At 47.0% G+C, this 19,213-nt stretch carries 16 protein-coding genes; 10 read left to right on the top strand and 6 right to left on the bottom strand.

The features are described 5' to 3' along the window. Window positions 1–6 precede the first annotated feature (6 nt). Window positions 7–2,205, top strand: a complete 2,199-nt coding sequence (locus LOZ80_RS23540) for a glycosyl hydrolase family 95 catalytic domain-containing protein (RefSeq protein ID WP_238166983.1) — start codon at window positions 7–9, stop codon at window positions 2,203–2,205. Between the two features lie 100 nt (window positions 2,206–2,305). Here the strand turns inward: LOZ80_RS23540 and LOZ80_RS23535 are convergent, their stop codons facing one another. After that, window positions 2,306–3,019 carry a response regulator transcription factor gene (locus LOZ80_RS23535; RefSeq protein ID WP_189012605.1) on the bottom strand — a complete coding sequence of 238 codons (714 nt, stop codon included), beginning with the start codon at window positions 3,017–3,019 and terminating at the stop codon, window positions 2,306–2,308. Between the two features lie 143 nt (window positions 3,020–3,162). Here LOZ80_RS23535 and trmL point away from each other — a divergent pair, with 143 nt between their 5' ends. Continuing rightward, window positions 3,163–3,627, top strand: coding sequence for a tRNA (uridine(34)/cytosine(34)/5-carboxymethylaminomethyluridine(34)-2'-O)-methyltransferase TrmL (gene trmL / locus LOZ80_RS23530; RefSeq protein WP_238166982.1), 465 nt, complete (start codon window positions 3,163–3,165; stop codon window positions 3,625–3,627). A 184-nt stretch (window positions 3,628–3,811) separates the two neighbouring features. Then, entirely contained in the window at window positions 3,812–4,066 is a 255-nt protein-coding gene (locus LOZ80_RS23525; protein WP_189012709.1) for an AbrB/MazE/SpoVT family DNA-binding domain-containing protein, read from the top strand. Between the two features lie 363 nt (window positions 4,067–4,429). Here LOZ80_RS23525 and LOZ80_RS23520 read toward each other — a convergent pair whose 3' ends face one another. From LOZ80_RS23520 to LOZ80_RS23505, 4 genes are read right to left on the bottom strand one after another with little or no spacing between them, the layout of a single operon-like run. Next, complete coding sequence (locus LOZ80_RS23520) at window positions 4,430–5,497, bottom strand: phosphodiester glycosidase family protein (protein ID WP_238166981.1); 1,068 nt, start codon at window positions 5,495–5,497, stop codon at window positions 4,430–4,432. Further along, the gene (locus tag LOZ80_RS23515) at window positions 5,497–5,928 is read right to left on the bottom strand and encodes a hypothetical protein (protein ID WP_238166980.1); all 432 of its coding nucleotides are present in this window, start codon (window positions 5,926–5,928) and stop codon (window positions 5,497–5,499) included. Before LOZ80_RS23515 ends, LOZ80_RS23520 begins: the two co-directional genes overlap by 1 nt. 52 nt (window positions 5,929–5,980) lie before the next feature. Next, a complete protein-coding gene (locus tag LOZ80_RS23510) occupies window positions 5,981–7,609 on the bottom strand; it encodes a response regulator (RefSeq protein WP_238166979.1) in 1,629 nt (542 codons plus the stop codon). After that, complete coding sequence (locus tag LOZ80_RS23505) at window positions 7,606–9,432, bottom strand: cache domain-containing sensor histidine kinase (RefSeq protein ID WP_238166978.1); 1,827 nt, start codon at window positions 9,430–9,432, stop codon at window positions 7,606–7,608. Before LOZ80_RS23505 ends, LOZ80_RS23510 begins: the two co-directional genes overlap by 4 nt. Window positions 9,433–9,589: 157 nt before the next feature. Between LOZ80_RS23505 and LOZ80_RS23500 the strand changes: the two genes are divergently transcribed. From LOZ80_RS23500 to LOZ80_RS23480, 5 genes are all read left to right on the top strand, one after another. Then, window positions 9,590–10,474, top strand: coding sequence for a carbohydrate ABC transporter permease (locus tag LOZ80_RS23500; protein ID WP_238166977.1), 885 nt, complete (start codon window positions 9,590–9,592; stop codon window positions 10,472–10,474). Continuing rightward, window positions 10,474–11,310: a carbohydrate ABC transporter permease gene (locus LOZ80_RS23495; protein WP_238166976.1), complete on the top strand. Its 837-nt coding sequence runs from the start codon at window positions 10,474–10,476 to the stop codon at window positions 11,308–11,310. Before LOZ80_RS23500 ends, LOZ80_RS23495 begins: the two co-directional genes overlap by 1 nt. A 165-nt stretch (window positions 11,311–11,475) precedes the next feature. Continuing rightward, on the top strand, window positions 11,476–12,795 hold the full coding sequence (locus LOZ80_RS23490) for an ABC transporter substrate-binding protein (RefSeq protein ID WP_189012598.1): 1,320 nt from the start codon (window positions 11,476–11,478) through the stop codon (window positions 12,793–12,795). A gap of 107 nt (window positions 12,796–12,902) precedes the next feature. Further along, entirely contained in the window at window positions 12,903–14,132 is a 1,230-nt protein-coding gene (locus tag LOZ80_RS23485) for an MFS transporter (RefSeq protein ID WP_238166975.1), read from the top strand. Window positions 14,133–14,201: 69 nt separating this feature from the next. Further along, entirely contained in the window at window positions 14,202–15,152 is a 951-nt protein-coding gene (locus tag LOZ80_RS23480) for an NAD(P)/FAD-dependent oxidoreductase (protein WP_238166974.1), read from the top strand. Here the strand turns inward: LOZ80_RS23480 and LOZ80_RS23475 are convergent. Continuing rightward, window positions 15,149–15,868: a DUF2161 domain-containing phosphodiesterase gene (locus tag LOZ80_RS23475; protein ID WP_238166973.1), complete on the bottom strand. Its 720-nt coding sequence runs from the start codon at window positions 15,866–15,868 to the stop codon at window positions 15,149–15,151. The two genes, LOZ80_RS23480 and LOZ80_RS23475, sit on opposite strands and share 4 nt — an antisense overlap. Window positions 15,869–16,444: 576 nt before the next feature. Between LOZ80_RS23475 and LOZ80_RS23470 the strand changes: the two genes are divergently transcribed. Both LOZ80_RS23470 and LOZ80_RS23465 read left to right on the top strand, forming a co-directional pair. Further along, window positions 16,445–17,830 carry a family 4 glycosyl hydrolase gene (locus LOZ80_RS23470; protein ID WP_238166972.1) on the top strand — a complete coding sequence of 462 codons (1,386 nt, stop codon included), beginning with the start codon at window positions 16,445–16,447 and terminating at the stop codon, window positions 17,828–17,830. Beyond that, a complete protein-coding gene (locus tag LOZ80_RS23465; RefSeq protein ID WP_238166971.1) occupies window positions 17,818–19,203 on the top strand; it encodes an MATE family efflux transporter in 1,386 nt (461 codons plus the stop codon). Before LOZ80_RS23470 ends, LOZ80_RS23465 begins: the two co-directional genes overlap by 13 nt. The last annotated feature ends 10 nt before the right edge of the window (window positions 19,204–19,213 follow it).

Genomic DNA, 19,213 nt, shown 5'->3' with positions numbered 1-19,213 from the left:
TAGGCAATGAACGATTGTGAGTGGGAGCCGTTTATGGCTGACAACGATATGGAGTGGGTTGTTAAGCCGGTAAGTTGGGATGAAGGTGCCTTCATCGGCAATGGCTCAATCGGAGCCATGGTTTATGGAGAGGAACATGCGAAGAAACGGCATGTACTTCGGTTCGTCCTGGGACGAACGGATGTAACGGCTGCGCGCAGCGATCGACCAGGCTTTCCTCCACGTGTGCCAATTGGCGAACTCGATGTGGAGATGGCAGGCATGATCTACCATCCCACAAGCCTGCGGGTGGACTTATGGCAGGCGGAGCTGCGGGCTAAGCTGACAACTACGCGTGGGGAGGTTAACCTGCGTTCGATTGTTCATAGTGTGGAGCCTGTCATAGCCATCGAGATGGAAACGTCAGAAGGGGAGGAGGGGACACAAGTTGTTTGGTATGCTCATTCGGCTGTTGATGATGTATTGAAAAATGCCGATGGCATCAATTTGAATCAGTATGTGCCGGAAACAGCGGTGGAACAAGTTGAACGAAATGGCATACAGATTTGCGTTCAGCGCTATAGTGGCGCAGATGGGTGTGTGGTTGCTTGGAAGGAAGTTCAACTCGCAAGGAATCGCCGTGTTTGTTTCCTATCGATCATCAATGGACAGATGGAAGCTGCCATTGTAAAGGCTGTTGAGGCGGTTGCACAGGCAGCAGCGGCGGACTACGATGCTTGGATAAACGTTCACCGCAAGTGGTGGCACGATTACTATCGGCAAAGCTTCGTTGCGATTCCCGATGCCCGGCTCCAAAGCTTTTATTGGATCCAAATGTATAAATTGGCTTCCGCCACTCGAGCCGATCAGTCTTTGATCGACAACCAGGGGCCTTGGCTGACATCAACACCTTGGCCTGGTGTATGGTTCAACATGAATGTGCAAATGAGCTATTCACCGGTATATACGGCCAATCGCTTGGACTTAGGCATGTCGCTTGTTCATGCGTTAGATGCAAACCGAGAGAATTTAATTGCCAACGTACCGGAAGCCTTCAGGCAGGACGCCTCAGGACTTGGCCGCAGCAGCAGCTATGATTTGCGGGCTGAGGTTGAGGATGAAGTCGGTAATTTAACCTGGCTGTGCCATAATGTCTGGCGTCAATATCGCTACAGCATGGATGATGAGATGCTCAAGAACACGTTGTATCCTCATCTTCGAAGAAGTGTGAACCTCTACCTTCATCTTGTCGAGGAAGGCAGCGATGGCTTGCTTCACTTGCCAGCTACCATTTCACCTGAGTATGGCTCTTTCATGCGAATGCGAGTAAGCGACTGCCATTATGACCTTGCACTGCTGCGTTGGGGCTGCCAAACCCTGCTGTATATTTGCCAGCGGCTGCAGGTGGATGATCCCTTGATCGACAGATGGAAGGACATTCTCCAAAGATTAGTTCCCTTCCCCGTTGATGAATCCGGCTTCATGGTTGGGCGGGACACGCCGCTCGCCTATGGTCACCGGCATTTCAGCCATTTGCTCGCTATTTTCCCCCTGCATTTGATCGGTTGTGAGCGTGAAGAGGAGCGCGAGCTCATTGCTGCTTCACTTCGTCATTGGATCGATAAAGAGGGAGACTTGCGGGGCTTCAGTCTTACAGGAGCCGCCTCGATAGCAGCTATTCTGGGACGCGGGAATGAGGCATTGCGGTACTTGCAAGCTTTGCTGCTGCTGATTAAACCGAATACGATGTATAAGGAAGCAGGTCCGGTCATAGAAACGCCACTAGCCGGAGCCGAAGCTATACAGGATATGCTGCTTCAAAGCTGGGGCGGCCAAATAAGGGTGTTTCCGGCTGTTCCTGACGAATGGCGGGACGTAAGCTTCGAGCATCTGCGAGCAGAAGGTGCTTTTCTGATCAGTGCGGTACGCCGCCATGGAGAAACGCAATTTATTCGCGTGAAGAGTTTGGCGGGGGAGCCTTGTCTCATCCAGACAGGGTGGGTCGGTGATGTCCAGTGGAAGATTAGCGGAACAAGAGCTTCCGAGCAGTCCATAAGACTAGAAACAAAGAAAGAGGCGATTATGTTGGATTTGCGCGCGGGGGATGAAGCTATTCTATTCCGCGGCGCCGAGCTGCCAGAGACACAGATTGGTCCAGTGAAACCGCTGCAAAAGGTCGTTCGCTATTATGGTGGAAATAAGCCGTGGCGGCTATACGGATTCTAAAGGGGACATACGATAGATGAAGGAGGACCTAGCGCCTCATAAAATAAAGAGGCTGCCTCAAGGTTAAAAACCGTGAGCGCAGCCTCTTCTGTGTTGTCGATTAGCCGATGGATTCTTTGACTGCCGGCTCTGTCAGTTTGTAGCCGACATTGCGAATCGTCATGATATACTCGGGATTGCGCGCATTATGCTCGATTTTATCCCGCAGATGCGAGATATGCACATCGACAATCCGCGTATCCCCGAGAAAATGATAGTCCCATACACCATGCAGAAGTTGTTGCCTGCTGAGGACCTTGCCGCGATGCTTGCAAAGGAAAAGCAGCAGTTCAAATTCCTTGGGAGTAAGCTCAATCGGGGAGCCGTTCACAGTCACTTCACGTTGATCGGCTTTGATTGCGATCTGGCCAATGGTAATCGGCGCATGTTCCGTTATGGAAGGCAAGGTTTGAATCCGGCGATGAATCGCTTGGATCCGGGATATGAGCTCCTGCGGTGAGAAGGGCTTGGTCATGTAATCATCAGCACCGTTATCCAGTCCGGCAATTTTATCCGTGAGATCCTGCATGGCCGTTAACATAATAATCGGAACAAGGTTATTCTGGTTTCTAAGTTTACGACATACTTGAAAGCCGTCCATCTTAGGCAGCATGAGATCAAGAACAATGAGATCAGGGCGAAAGGTTTGAATAGCATCAAAGACAGCTTCGCCATCGAACACGCAATGGACTTCGAAGCCGACGAGCTTCAGGTTGAATTCGATAAGCATGGAGATGGAAGGTTCGTCATCTACAACTAGGATCTTCTTTTTCATTAAGGTTTGGCTCCTTTTATCGAAGGATATCTCTATTATGACAGGGCTCTATCATCGAGATATTAAGATTAAGTTAACCCTGTGTAAAATTGCATTCCGGTTTCGCATATAATAGGATAGAGAATGAGGTGAATTTGACAGAGATGGCTTTTCATATTGTACTAGTAGAACCAGAGATTCCTGCGAATACAGGAAATATTTCACGAACTTGCGCGGCTACCGGCACGCATCTTCACTTAGTAAGACCCCTTGGCTTTCAGACGGACGACAAGACACTCAAAAGGGCAGGATTGGATTACTGGCATTCTGTTAAACTAGAGTATCACGATTCCTTTGATGAAGTGCTAGAGCAGTATCAAGGGCACCGGTTTTTCTTCGCGACCACGAAGGCACAGAAACGTTACACAGATTTTACGTTTCAGGATGGCGATTTCTTCGTTTTCGGCAAAGAGACGAAAGGTCTTCCAGAGGAGCTGTTGGCCCAACATCCCGAAACACTGCTCCGCTTGCCGATGTCAGATGCGGTTAGATCCTTGAATCTATCCAACTCTGCCGCGATTATGCTGTACGAAGGTTTGCGGCAAACGGGTTTCACAGGCCTGGATTAAGCACTGATTTTATGCGTAAAGAAGTCAGGTTCGACATTTTTCACAAGAAAAGAAAGTTTCGGCATGATCTTAGAAGGAGTTTCCTGAATAACGGCGAATAGTAATCGGTATCAAGTTGTATAGATATGTTGGGGGAAGTTAACCAGCATGGAAACCGAGAGCGGAAGAGAGGTGAAGTCCTATGATGAAGCCAGCCGGAGTCGTTCGGAAAGTCGATCAGTTGGGACGTATTGTACTACCTAAATCATTGCGTAAACGTTATCAAATGAATGAAGGAGATCCTGTAGAAATTTTGGTGCAGGGTGACCATATCATTCTAGAAAGATACCGTCCAAAGTGTGTATTCTGTGGTAGCATGGAAAGTGTGAGTGAATTCAAAGAGCGTTACATTTGCGGAGTTTGTGTAGCTGAAATGAATGTGCTCAAAGTTAGAGCTTAGATGAAGAAATAAAAGGACTGGTCTGAAGGTTTATTTACCTTTGGACAGTCTTTTTTTCATGAATGGGAAAACTTGGTTCGAATCGTCAAATAAGGCACAAAAAAACCTCAATGCCCTGAAGAAGGGCATTGAGGTTTTTCGTGTCTTATAGACCTGATGTTTTGTCCTCGTTATAGGAAGCCGTCATCATAGCGACGATAAATAGCACAAAAACGGTGTTAACGAGCCAAAATGTTGTTGATAAACCAAACATTGCTGCACCTCCTATAGGATCGAAACGGATTGACAAACTCACATATAGTTAAGGCTTATTATACCCAACCATCTCAAAAAAAGAAACGAAAAATGTGTGAATAATTTCAATTACTTGAAAAACAAGAAGTTTGTCGCCAGCGGCCGCAGTTTTCCATCGGAAGGACGATTGATGACGCTGCCGTTCATAACGAGGGTAGTCGATCCGCCACCATCGAGGTTATAGGCATCGACAATACCTAGCTGCTGCATTTTGTCTTGCAGCTCGGCAAGTGTAGCGCCCGAATTACCACTCTCATTCACGCCATCTGTGACGATGAACAAGAGCTGATCGTTCTTGTAATTGGCCATCACAGTCCGTGCCGCGCGCGCGGGGGAGCTCTGCCATTGAGAAGGGATGGACGTCTTGCTGCCATTTTTCAGAAGCACAGGCACGAAGGTTGAACCCATCAGCGGGTTCAGCTTGTCCAGCTCGGATTGTGAACTGAATTTGCCGCCGATCAGTTGGCGATCTTTGTTCAACCCAATGAAGGTGGTATCGTTATTGGTTGGGAAAAATCCATTCACATATTTGCCGTTCATGATCGTAGTATCCAAAGGATACCGCTTGCCTTTGTTATCATCGGCAAATCCGCCCGCATTAACGCCTGCGACAGCGCCGTAACGGGACACAGCTTCCAAGGTGGTTTCACTTGATCCCATTTTATCCTTGCCCAGAACGAGCTTAATGGCTTTGTCGCTTTTGAGATTAACTTTAAGGGCATAGCCTTTGTAGTTGCTTTCACTCAAAGCGAATAACTTGAGATCGATATTGCCTGAGGAAGCTTGGCGAATGGGGCTTCCGAGCTTGGCTGTTATTCGTGTGTCATAAATAAGGCCGGGCTTTGCTGCCTGGGCAGCCGCATTCTGGAGCAGGGCAGTGACTTCAGCGGTGCTTTTCTCATAGACTTCGAAATATTGCTGAATGACGGATTTGGTTTGCAAGGCATCGCTGTTTGCTTTGGTAAGCTTAGAATCGAGTGAAAGCGTCTCTTGGTGAAAATTGAAAGTTGTCGAAAGCGTGGTTGCTAGCGGTCCTATCGGGATCTTCACCGTGATGAACAGCAGACAAATCAGCATACCAAGGAAAGGTGCGCAAGCTAAAAGAAAAACGCGATTAATTTGTTGGATGGCTGTCATTATTTTAACACATCCAGGTTCTTCTGAAGATCGTCCAGCTTCTTTTTCACTTCAGCAAGCTGTGTGTAGAGTTGGTTGCTGTTATCGGTTTTGCTGTTGGCGCTGTCCTTCGTGAAAGCAAGCAGTTCATTCAGGGAATCTACCTTGGTCTGCAATGCTTTCATGTCGGTTGTCATACTGTCTTTGAGCCCAGTTATTTGCTTTTGATAGTCTTGTTGAATTACTTGCAATTGCTGCTGGGTTTGCTGTGCGATATCGGTTGCCATTTGTTGCTTCAAATGCTGTGTGTACATCATAGCTGCTGCCACTCCGATTGCGATCAGCATGACCCAGCCCACAAACAAGTAGACGTACGTTTTCTTCCCTGCTTTTGCGGCTTTGGAAGCTCGCGGGAATGAATTCGCAGTTGCCGTTTCGATGGGCATGTTCATGAAAATCACCTCTGTCTATTAGTATAGCATATTCCATATTTTTTACAGAATTTTAGCTAGAATTCGCGCTTTTTCGATATTCATTGGGCGTCATGCCTTCTGATTTCTTGAAAACTTTGCTGAAATATTTCTCATCTTGATACCCGACCATCTCGGCGACTTGCGATATGCGCAGGTGGGGGTTGCGCAGCAGCACTTTGGCTTTGCTCATGCGGATTTGGCCCAAATAATCCGAGAGATTGACCTCGAATTCCTGCTTGAATTTCCGCGAGATGTATTCGCGGCTCAGATAGAAGCGACTTGCGATATCTTGCAGTGTCACATCTTCGTGATAATGCTTTTCCAGAAACTCGGCAATTTCAAAAATCACATTCTTGTCCTTGTGCTGACTTTCCAGCATGAGCTTGGACAGATGGACGATGCTGCGAGTCAGTTCCTGCTGCCACAGCGAGAGAGAGAGGATGCCATGCTCATCAAGTGGAACAATGAGGCTTGCAGGCTCATCAAGCAGCATGTCTTTGACCTTTTCATCACTGATGCCCGTGAAAAATTGCTGAATCCAACGGCGTTTCATCACACCGTATTCTCGCCACCAATGATCAAGCTGCTCTAGTGTAATGGTATCGCTTTGTTTGACAGCATCCATCCAATGTTGAATGGCTTGCTCAATCTGAGCGATATTGCCGCTGCGAATGGCTAATTGAATACGTTCTTCATAATGGCTGAAAGTGAGCGTAAGCGGCGGCGCGGCGGCTGGCTTCAAAGTGCTGTGAATCCACGTTTCCTTGGCTTTGAGATTGCGTTGCCGCAAGGCGATGCGCGCCTCCTGGTAGGAGGAGGTTAAGTCAGCAGGAAAGGCGTGCGAGCTGCCAATGCCGAAGTCCACACGGGTATGTAGTGCGGTGCGCATGCCTTCATTTATTTTGGCCAGAAAAGCTTCAGCACCAGGCTGATCTTTCCAGAGCAGCAAGACGATCTCATTGTCGCTGTTCCAGTAACGGAAGGCGTATCCTCGCTTGTCATTGACGAGAAATTCATTGCAAATATTAATCAGAGAGAAGAGCAGCAGATCCATATTCTGGCTGAATTTATTTTTGACACTGCGTTCCATCGTATCGAGGGATAAAATCGCTACGCGACAGTTGCTTAATGGACGGGTCAAATGAAGTTCCTTCTCCAATGGCTCCGCGGCCTGCTCATAAGAGGACGGTTCAGCAATTAAGTTGGAGAGCAGTTTGTCCCAGTACATGGGCTTAATTTGATTCATTTCAATATTCAGCTCACGATTGGTTTGGCGCAGCTCCTCGTCTTTCTGCCAAGCTTGAATAGCTTTGGCTAAAGCTTCATTCAGTTGATCGGGATCAACAGGCTTCAAGATGTAATCCGTTCCTCCGTATTTGAGGGTATGCCTGAGCAAAGAGAAATCGTCATGGCCGCTGATCACAATGGTTTTCGAATCCGGCGCATAAGCTTGCAGCCACTCCAGCAGCTTGACTCCATTCATGATCGGCATCATCATGTCCGTCATAATGATTTCGGGATGGTGCTGCGTGATCATCTCTGTCGCAGACTCACCGTCTTGAGCTTCCAAGATCGTCTCTATGCCATGCTCTTGCCAGTTCACGAGCAACCGAATGGCATCTCGTACATGCTTTTCATCATCGACTAGTAAAACTTTCATTCAATAGCTCCCTTTTTCATGGGTATATGGATAGTAATCCTTAGACCTTGGGGCTCAACATGTGTAATAGCCAGACTAGCGTCATCCGTGAAATATAACCGGACTCTAGTTAACACATTGCTTAGTCCAATACAGGCCGCTTCCGTGATGGAAGGGGTATTCAGTCTGTTAGTGACCTCGCGAAGCCGCTCCTCGGAAATGCCGATGCCGTTGTCCTCGACAACCAGTTTGAGGAATTCGTCTTCACCCTCTATATACTTCGCAGCTTCGATGCGCAGTAAGCCTGTCGTTTCGCCACTAGGCTTGAAGCCGTGCTTGAAATAGTTTTCCACCAAAGGCTGCAGAATCATTTTGGGCACGGGGACCAGCTTGGTGCTTTCTTCCACCTCATAGATAATTTCAAATTGATGTTCGAATCTCTGCTTCTGCAATTCCAGATAGGATTTGATATGATCGATCTCTTTACGCAAAGGAACGACGGATTCATTGGTATTCATGCTGTAATGCATCATTTTGGCCAGTGAAGAAATCAAGGCATAGACTTTGGGCGCATCATGCTGCAAAGCCAAGGTCCCGATGGATTGAAGCGCATTATTGAGAAAATGCGGATTGATTTGGGCCTGCAAGGCCATCAGCTGATTGGATTTATTAGCAAGCTCCAGCCGATACTCGCGCATAACCATTTGATTCAAATCCTGCAAGAGAGTATGAAAGCGATTGGCTAGAATGCCCATTTCGTCCGTGCGGGTCAATTCAATATCGGTCGTCAACTGGTTTAATTGAACTTGCCCGGCCTGGATACGGGTAATGTAACGAATTAATTGCTTGATCGGTTCTGTAAACCGAATACTGATATAGATTGTCCCGGCAATTACGATCAGCATCGAGAAAGTTAAAATAAGTGAATTGATAAGTGTTAATTGTCTGGCATTTTTGGTTAATTGTTCGTAAGGCAGACGTTTGACGATCGTCCAATCGACAAAGTCGGTTTTCATTTTCTCGTATACGTTAATGCCGGCGTAGGCCCCTTTGCTCCATTCATAGCTGCCTTTATCAAGTTTGCTGTAGATGGCTTCGTTGCCCCAGTTTCCTTCGAGCGGAAGCCCCCACTTGGCGGTGTCGGGTCCGAAGACGATAAGGCCATGTTCATCCAGAATGTACAATTCTTCTTCATCATGCGTGTATAAGCTTTGGGATATTTCAGAAACTAGGTCTAGTTGGAAATCGATAATGAGCTCTCCGATGGACGTATTGTTCGGGGAGTACAACAGTTTGCGATGCATAGACAGGACAGGTGTTGGAGCAGAATACACATTAAGTGCAATATTGTAATCGTGACTTTCGTGTGTAGTTTCGAAATAAATGCTTTGCTTATCTGGAAACGGCGGCAGCCCCTCATATTTGCCAGGCCGGCTGCCTTGGAAGTCATTGCTGGACAAGAAGGAGCGATCACTGACGGAAGCATACAGATACACTTGCTTAAACTCTTTGATGGAGTGCGACATGACCTGCAGCCCGCTTTTGATCACTTTATCGCTCATGTAATCAATGTTGCGCTCTCTTTCCAAAATATCGTAAAGCTGTCCAAGTTCGGATAGATGCTGTCCGGTGTAGATGGTGGCGGAAGCTTGGACAATCCCGTTCAAGTAATTGAGCAAGTTCATTTTGGCTTGAGAAATGAGGGCTGAATTCGTGCGGATCGTGTCTTCCGTGACTTTCTCCTTAGTGAATAAATAGGATACCACGATCGAGGTTACGAAGGGGACTAGGGTCGCTATGAGCAAAAAAAGGATCAATTTATTGCGCATACTGTGACGGATCAATGGGTATCAACTCGGTTTCTTATGGGAGTTTTTCCCCTACATTGTAGCAGGAGAGGTCAACAAATTCCACCTAATGCATCACGATAATCTGTGTTTTCGCGTGAATTAGAAATTTATAATGAAAGAAAGTTACATAATCGTAAGGGGGAATATTCCCATGAAAACTAATAAAGGCATCTCGGGAGTTATGCAGCAGTGGGTCTTTGTGGGCCCAGCACTCGTCTTTTTTACCCTGATCGTCTTAATTCCATTTTTCATGAGCATCTATTATTCATTCACCGAATGGAACGGCGTTACGACAAACGTGAAATTCAATGGCTTAGATAATTTCAAGCACATTCTTTTTGAAGACAAGGATTATCGCAACGCCTTCTGGTTTACCACTCGCATGACAGTTACCAACGTGGTTCTCACGAACCTTGTAGGTTTCTTGTTGGCTTTGCTGCTGACGCAGGCTTTGAAAAGCCGTAATATTCTGCGGACGATCTTCTTCATGCCCAACGTGATTGGCGGATTGCTGTTAGGGTTCATCTGGCAGTTCATCTTCGTTAAAGGTTTTGCTACGTTAGGCAGTCTTACACATATCGGATTTTTTGAGCTTCCTTGGTTAGGTGATGCAACGACATCCTTCTGGGCGATCGTTATCGTAAGTGTTTGGCAAGGTGCTGGATATCTCATGATTATCTACATTGCAGCACTGTCCAATGTGCCTAAGGATATGATTGAGGCCGCGTATATTGATGGGGCGAGTCGTATGCAGGTGCTTCGCAGCATCATTGTTCCTCTTATCATGCCTGCGGTTACTGTCTGTCTGTTCCTTACCATCTCATGGTCATTCAAAATGTTTGACTTAAACTTCTCCTTGACTAGAGGAGGCCCGTTCAACTCTACCGAATCGCTGGCGATCAACATTTATCAAGAAGCGTTCCGGAATAATCGCTATGGTTTGGGAACGGCTAAAGCGTTCATCTTCTTCGTCGTCGTTGCCATTATTTCAACCATCCAAGTGATGTATACGAAACGCAAGGAGGTTGAGGTCTAATGGATTCTGTTAAAAAATACTCCGGTCGGCTGTTTACACTCGAGGTACTGGGTATCGTGATTGCCCTGCTGTTCTTGGTTCCTTTTTACTTCGTTATCGTAAACTCACTCAAGACGTTTCCGGAACTGGCCGCTAATACGGCGAAATTGCCGAAAAGCCTGTTCTTAGACAACTATACGAAAGTATGGACGATCATGAAGTTCCCTACGGTTTTCATGAACTCATTGATCATTACCGTGCTTAGCAACCTTGGACTTGTCATTATCAGTTCCATGGCCGCTTACCGCATGGTGCGCAAAGCAAGTAGATTCAACAATCTCGTCTTTCTTGCCTTCGTGGCTGCTATGGTGATTCCTTTCCAATCAATCATGATCCCATTAGTGCGCGTAGCAAGTCAAGTCGGACTGATGGACAGCAAGCTGGGCTTGGTCGTTTGTTATTTTGGATTCGGTGTCTCGCTTAACGTATTCTTATACCATGGTTTTATCAAATCGATTCCTCTGGAGATCGAGGAGTCCGCTACTGTTGATGGTTGTTCACCATATGGCGTGTTCTGGCGGATTGTGTTCCCTCTATTGAAGCCGATGTCGACCACGATTATCATTCTGAACAGCTTATGGATTTGGAATGACTACTTGCTGCCGTCACTGGTGCTCAACAACCCGGATCTTAGAACGATTCCGCTGGCTACATTCTCTTTCTTTGGACAGTATACGAAACAATGGGATTTGGCTCTGGCAGGCTTGACACTAGGCGTACTGCCTATCGTTCTCTTCTTCTTGGCGATGCAGAAACATATTGTGGAAGGGATTACAGCAGGTTCCGTAAAAGGTTAACAGATTTGCTATTAAGTTCAAAATCTTCCACCTTTATGTTCAATATTGTCCGTGTTAAGGGTTTAAGAAAGTGTTTACAATACAAATATAAGCTGATAACGAGCTAATAAAACTTTCGTCATCAGGGTAAGCTGAGTACACACAAAAAAGGGAGGCTTTACCTCAATGAAAAAATTAACGATGATCAGTATGGCTGCTGTATTATCACTTTCCGTCGTTGTTGCAGGTTGTGGCAAGAAAACAGAAACAACACCTTCACCATCTGCATCCACGGGTGCTGCTGCAACTACAACTCCAGCTGCTGGCAAACCAGTAACCATTAAAATGTTTCAATTTAAAGTGGAAATCGCTGACCAGCTGGGCAAATTAGTGCAAGAATATCAAAAGTTGAACCCTAACGTAAAAATTCAAGTAGACACTGTTGGCGGTGGCGCGGATTACGGCGCAGCATTGCTGGCGAAGTTCAACTCTGGCGACAAACCGGATATTTTCAACAACGGTGGTTTCAGCGACCTTGACAAGTGGATTGACAACCTGGAAGATCTATCCGATCAACCATGGGTGAAGGATCTTGTTGATGTAGCCAAAGAGCCAATGACCAAAAACGGTAAATTGTATGGTCAACCGCTGAACCTTGAAGGCTATGGTTTCCAATACAATAAAGATCTGTTCACAAAAGCGGGCATTACGGAGCTGCCAAAAACGATCACACAACTCGAAGATGCGGCTAAAAAGCTCCAAGCCAAAGGAATCACTCCTTTTGAAACAGGCTATGGCGAGTGGTGGGTATTAGGGAATCACTTCGTGAACCTTCCGTTTGCTTATCAGAAAGATCCAAATGCTTTCATTGATGGCTTGAATAAAGGCACAGCGAAAATTCCTGGTAATGAAGTGTTCAACCAATGGGCGAAACTGTTTGATTTGCAATTGCAATACGGCAATAAAAATCCGCTGCAAACGGACTACAATACACAAGTAACTGATTTTGCAACAGGCAAAGCCGCTATGACGCAACAAGGCAACTGGACACAAGTTCAAATCTCCAAAACAAATCCGGACATCAAAATTGGCTTCTTGCCAATGCCGATCAACGATGATGCTGCTTCCAATGATAAATTGTTCGTTGGCGTTCCAAACAACTGGGTTATCAACAAAAACTCGGCTGTGAAAGACGAAGCGAAGAAGTTCCTGAACTGGATGGTAAGCTCTGATATCGGTAAAAAATACATTACAGATGAATTCAAATTCATCCCAGCCTTCAAAACGATTCCTGCTGACGAAAAAGTTCTTGGACCTTTAGCAGCTGATATCATCGCATACAGCAAAGCTGGCAAAACGTTGAGCTGGAACTGGTTCAAATTCCCAGGCGGCGAAGCATCCAGTAAAAAATTCGGCGATATCATGCAAGGATATGTAGCGAAGAAGTATACGAAGGACCAAATGCTTGATGAATTCCAGAAAACATGGGATAGCCTCAAGAAGTAAGCTGTTAACGAGCGGTAACAAAGCCTCAGCGCCAATGCTGAGGCTTTTTGCTGTTTAACAGGAGCGAGGATGGCTGTTACAATATAGAGGACGACTGGGGGTCTACGATGAACATACGAATTAGGAATTGGCTGCAAAGCAGAGGGAATACGCTTCCACCAGAAAAACAACTATCACCAGAGGCAGTCATTTCTCTCATTATCCACTCTACTTTTCAATTTGGCGCTTCCATGTCGGGCGTTTTTTTGAATTTGTATTTATGGAGGCTGACACATAGTGTTGTAGTCAATGGTACATACAGCATGATTGTTTACATTCTGACGCCGATCGGTTTTGCGCTTGGCGGTTGGATGATCAAGAAGAAAGATCGTATGGTTTCTTACCGGCTTGGTATTATGCTGGTGGGCTTATTTTATTTGAGCGTCATCATTGCCCAAGAACGATTAGTCGAATATTATGTGTTTTTTGCGATATTTAACGGTCTGGCCGCTGCGTTTTATTGGGTAGGCTACCTAACTTTAATGTACGATGTATCTACGGAGCAGAATCGGATTCGTTATCTTGCCTTTAATATGATCTTTTTTACACTCGCGACGCTGGCAGGGCCGGCACTCGCCGGATTCATTATTCGTTTAAAAGACGGTCTTAGCGGATATACGATTGTGTTCGGCATTGCTTTTGTAATGTTCTTGCTCGCGGCCATGATCTCTTTGAAAATAAAAGCCTCAAGCGGGCATCACAGAGTTTATTATTTGAAGCTAACCGGACTCATTATGAAAAAAGAACGGGCGTGGCTCAAGGCTTTGCTAGGATTTTTTGGTATTGGATTGCTGCAGGGCACGATGCTTTTCTTGCCGAATATTCTCTTGTTTAAAGTCATGCCAAGGGAAGATATTGTTGGATACTTAGGAGTGCTGTATTCAAGCTTAAGCATCGTTACGGGAATCTTCATCTCCAAATATGCGAATGCGGGCAAAGCGCGCTTTTATCTTCTTATATCGACTGCAGGCTATTTGGTCGGCGTTTCTTTACTGCTTGGCAGCATCAATGTTTGGTCAGTCGTTGGCTTTATGATTTTATATTCCATTTTTTCACCGCTGCAAGGGAATACCATGACGGGGTATTACTATGGCCTTATTGCCAAACTGCCGCTAAAGGGAGAATTAAAGGTTGAAAGTGTGGTTGTTCGCGAATTTTTCTTAAATGTCGGCCGCGTCATTTCAATTATTTGTTTAATCACGTTTGGGAGCGATTTGGATGGCGGTTTGATTCCGTGGATTCTCATGTTGGCTTCGCTGACACAAATTGCTTTGGTTTGGACCATCAAGAATAGGTAGATAAGCATGAAAGCGTCCTAACACGGATATCCTAGGTACTAGTTGATAGGAGAGAAGGGACGCAGGTTTATGGAACAATACGACAGTCTGATCGTTGGTGGAGGCATAGCGGGTCTGCAAGCGGCTATTCAGCTTGGCAGATATGAACATCGTGTTCTCGTCATTGATGCTGGATATGGACGCTCTACGCTTTGTCAAAGCTATCATAATCTATTGGGTTGGCCGGATGGCATATCGGGGAATGAGCTTCGCCGACTGGGCAGGCTTCAAGCAGAGAAGCTCGGTGTTGCTTTTATCCAAGATGAAGTCGTTCAAGCTGTAAAAAAAGGGAAACCTGGCGATGGTTTTGAACTATGGGGAAAGTCCGGCAAAGGGTACGAGGCGCCGACCGTACTGCTGGCAACAGGGCTGATGGATCGTCTGCCTGAGCTGCCAAAGCTGAAGGAATGCCTTGGTTTAACGGTCTATGTATGTCCCGACTGCGATGGCTATGAGATCAAAAATAAGCAAACGGTCATTATGGGCTCAGGCGATGTTGGCGCGGGAATGGCCTTGAAACTGAGTTCGCGGACGGACAAGCTGGTTTATGTGAACCATGGGCAGCGGGTGGTTCAGAAAGAGCTGCTCGAACAGATGGCGCACAAAGGAATTGCTTATAAGGCCGAGGATATTCAAGAAGTGATTGCCGCGGGAAAAGGCGTTTTTGGCGGTGTTGTCTTGGCGAGTGGGCATCGCATAGAAGCCGAGCGGGGATTTATTGCTTTCGGCGGCAATGAAGTGAAGTCTGATCTCGCGCGTCAGCTTGGGGCAGAACGCATGGAGAATCGCCATATTATCACAGATTCACGGAGCAAAATGACAAGTGTGCCTTTCGTATGGGCAGCAGGCGATGTGGGTGTTCATGCGGAACAAGTGACTATTGCGATGGGAGAAGGCGCTCAGGCTGCGATATGGATGAATAAAGCGCTGCTGATGTTGAAAGAAGAAGCGAACGCGCACCGTGTCATCGTTCACTCCTAGAGGGTAAGGGTTGTTGATGGCGCAAAAGCCGTCAGCACATGTTCATATTCGCTCAACGCTTGCTCTCCGCTCGGCGTGAGATGGTAGATGCCGCGGCTTTGCCGAATAAACCAGCGGTAATAGTTTTTTTGCAGCAAGGAACTTACCGCTTTATTGCTGGTGAAGTCACGCAATTGCCGCGGACTTAGCGGACCGTGCTCTCGCATGAGGTAGGCGCAGTGCAAGGATTTCTCGCGGTAGGCGGTCATGAGCTTCATCTTGGAACTGCCGCCAACATTGTAATCGCCGCTGCGTTCATGAAACTCATTCACGACTCGCAGCGCAGCTCGCTTGTTCGAGCGAAGCATATAGGGAGTAGGCTCGCAGACGAGGTCAACTGCGGGCTTTTTGCGTTTGTAGAATTGGACGGTTAAGACGCCCAAACCGAGCATCCGGCAAAGCCGGCGGACATCTTCCCATTGCAGCCGATGGGGCGCGCGCCCTTTGTTGGGGAGTTCAAAAGCAACATAAACCTGATCGGTCAGACGCAGGCGTTCAATCCCTTGTACCAATAGAGGGATATTGAAGCTTTTTTTGAGTTCGACGATGAGAGGCGGTTCATCGCCGCGGATAGCAACCAAGTCGCAATGCTTAATTTCTGCGCGAACGGTGTAACCTTGTTGTTCGAAGTATTGTTTAATCGGAGCGTAGAGCTCCGTCTCTGTTTGGATAGGCAATGTAAACGTCTCCTCTTACTGCGAATAAGCAGTCAGAATGTGTATCATTATAGCATGGATTTTGCTAGAACAGGGATAGATTTAGTTGGACGTACATGTTGGGGGAGGGATGTGCAGCATGAGGTGCATGGACTTGATGACCTAGCCGCAGGCTGGGTTATTCTTGCTAGAATTTAGATGTTTTGGAGTGAACGCGCAGTTACTCCAGCACCCTCGCGCGGCGGGAGGGAACTACAGGGCGCTATTCCAGCCCAAAGTGTCCTTATCGAGCCGTTGAGGGAACTATAGGGCGCTATTTGGCTGTTTGATGCGAAATTCAGCGCTTTTGATGGAAATAAGACCCTGTAGTTCCGCTACTACCTAAGTGCACCCCATTTTGGCTTAAATAGCGTACCACAGTTCTCTTTAAACATTGAGCTTGTCGGGAATAACTCAGCTGATGGACGAAAGTGTAAAAAAGCACAACCTGCCTCAATTTTTGCCATCCCGCATTGTGGAATTGTTTTCTATACTGATAGCATATGCACGATCCAGTCAGTCATTAAGAGAAAAGGGAAGACTTTGAGGAGGAGCAAGATGAAGTTTGCGAATGAGAAAGTCAGTGAAATCCAAATCGCTTATATTGGCGGAGGATCCATGTATTGGGCCAAAAATCTGATTGCCGATCTGGCGCTTGATGATCAACTATCGGGTACGATTCGCTTGTATGACCTTGATTATAACAAAGCTCAAAATAATGAGAAATTGGGCAATTCCGTTTCTAATTACACAGAAACGAAGTCTAAATGGCAATACAAGGCTTATCCCACGCTTCAGGAGGCGCTTACGGGGTGTGATTTTGTCTTCATTTCGATTCTTCCTGGAACGTTCCGCGAGATGGCTTCCGATGTTCATGAACCGGAAAAATATGGCATTTATCAAGCTGTAGGCGATACAACCGGTCCTGGTGGCTTATTCAGGGCGCTGCGCTCGATTCCTATGTATGTGGACATCGCCCAAGCGATTGAACGCTTTTCGCCGGATGCTTGGGTGTTCAACTATACCAATCCAATGACACTGTGTACGCGAGCGCTTTTCGAAGTATTTCCCAAGATCAAAGCACTGGGTTGCTGCCATGAAATATTCGGTACGCAAGGGCTTTTGATTCGTATGCTGCATGACATGGCAGGCATCGAAGGTGTGCACCGCGATCAGGTGAAAGTGAATGTGCTCGGCATTAATCATTTTACATGGATCGATCAGGCAACTTATCAAAATATGGATTTAATGCCCATGTATCGCAAGTTTGTTGATAAGTACTATGATTCCGGCTTTGAAAATAGTAAAGATGCCTGGGTGACGAACACGTATACAGCGGCAAACCGCGTGAAGTTTGATTTATTTCGGCGGTATGGCCTCATCGCAGCAGCGGGGGATCGGCATTTGGCAGAATTCCTGCCTCCCTGGTATTTGAAAGATCCGGAAACGGTTCGTTCCTGGAAGTTTGGCTTGACGACTGTGCAAAGCCGTGTTGACAAGCAGGCAGGCATCGAGCAGTTTTACGGCAAGCTGCTCAGCGGCGAGGAGAAGCTGCCTCTCAAGGCATCGGGAGAAGAGGAAGTTAGGCAGTTAAAAGGTCTGATCGGGCTGCAGCAGTTCGTAACGAATATTAACATTCCGAATGCAGGACAAATGAAAGGGATTCCGCTTGGAGCTGTCGTTGAAACGAATGCCGTATTCTCGGCGAACAGTCTGCGTCCCGTATTTGCAGGAGAGCTGCCGATGGAAGTCAATAATCTGGTGCTGCAACACACGATGAATCAGGAGCTTATTATGAAGGCTGCGCTCCAAAAGGACAAAGGGTTAGCGTTCCATGCCTTCGTGAGCGATCCGTTGGTGAACTTGGATGTGAACCAAGCCGAGGTGCTGTTCGATCAGATGCTGCAAAATACGAAAGCGTATTTACCTGGATGGCCTATCTAAAGGAGAAGTCCAACAACGAATCCGTAACCGTTGATCCGGGTGATGATAAAGCGATTCGCCGAATCATTTTCAGTCTTGCGGGCCCGGCTTTGACGGAGATGCTGCTCATTAATATCATCCAAATGGTGATGATGATTCTGGTGGGCCACCTAGGCGCGGTTGCCGTTGCAGCCGTTGGATTAACGAGTCAACCGTATATGTTATTGACTGTTCTTTTTGCCGCGCTTAATACGGGTACTACGGTGATCGTTGCCCGTTCCACCGGAGCGGGGAATAGCGGGGATGCCAACCGGGCTGCAGGTCAATCGCTTATGCTTGGCTCCGTAATCTCTATCCTCGTTATTGTACTTGGCATCGTCTATGCAGAGGACATGCTGCGGCTGATGGGGGCGAGTGCCGAGGTCGTTCAATATGGTTTGAAGTATGCCAAATTGATGTTTCTGTCCATCGGCTTCTCCTCCATCTCGTCAGCATTGTCCGCTATCTTGCGAGGGGCGGGGGATACGCGGACTCCGATGAAAATTAACGTGCTGTCGGGATGTTTCTCTATTTCCTTGGGGTTTGTGCTGATCTATGGCTATCTGGGCTTGCCGGAAATGGGGATAACAGGAGCGTCTATCTCGACATTAGCGGTTCAGGGCGTAGCGATGGTCAGCTTCATTGTCGTTATGTTCAGCGGAAAGTTAGTGGTTCGTCTAGGTTGGGCAGATATAAGCCGATTGGATAGAAACGTGATTCAACGAATGTTGAAGATTGGTATCCCCTCGAGCCTGGAACAGCTCATTATGCGTCTGGGCATTATGACATTCGTCAAAATTTGCGCAGGGCTTGGAACGGTAGCTGTTGCCGCGTCGCAAATCGTGACAAGCATTATCGGCATCTCGTTTATGCCAGGGATTGCTTTTGCAATAGCGGCTTCGACGTTGGTCGGTCAAACGCTTGGCGTCAGCAATCCGGATCTCGCCGAGCGGTATGTCTGGCAAATCAGGAAATACGGCATGATGGTGGCGGCCGTTATGGGAGCGGGATTCATTCTATTCGCTCCTTCGATATTCAGGCTCTACACGAATGACGCCACGATTATTCGGGAAGGGGCTTGGGCCCTGAGGATCGTAGGTATCATTCAGGTTTCGCAAATCTCGCAGTTCATTCTCGGCGGGGCCCTCCGGGGAGCGGGGGACACTCGCTACCCTTTGTACGTGACATTGATAGGTGTCTGGGGCGTGCGTGTTATGCTCAGTTACTTGTTTGTCAATGTCTTTGCTTGGGGCATGATCGGTTTATGGAGCGCTGTTGCCTGCGATCAATATTTGCGCTCTAATTTGATTTATTTCAGGTTCAAACGCATGGTTTGGAAAAATGTGAAGGTCTAGAGGAGAACGG

The sequence above is a fragment of the Paenibacillus sp. HWE-109 genome (assembly GCF_022163125.1).
GTDB lineage: Bacteria > Bacillota > Bacilli > Paenibacillales > NBRC-103111 > Paenibacillus_E.
The sequence above is the reverse complement of the archived record's forward strand: the minus strand, read 5'-3'. Positions and strand labels throughout refer to the sequence as shown.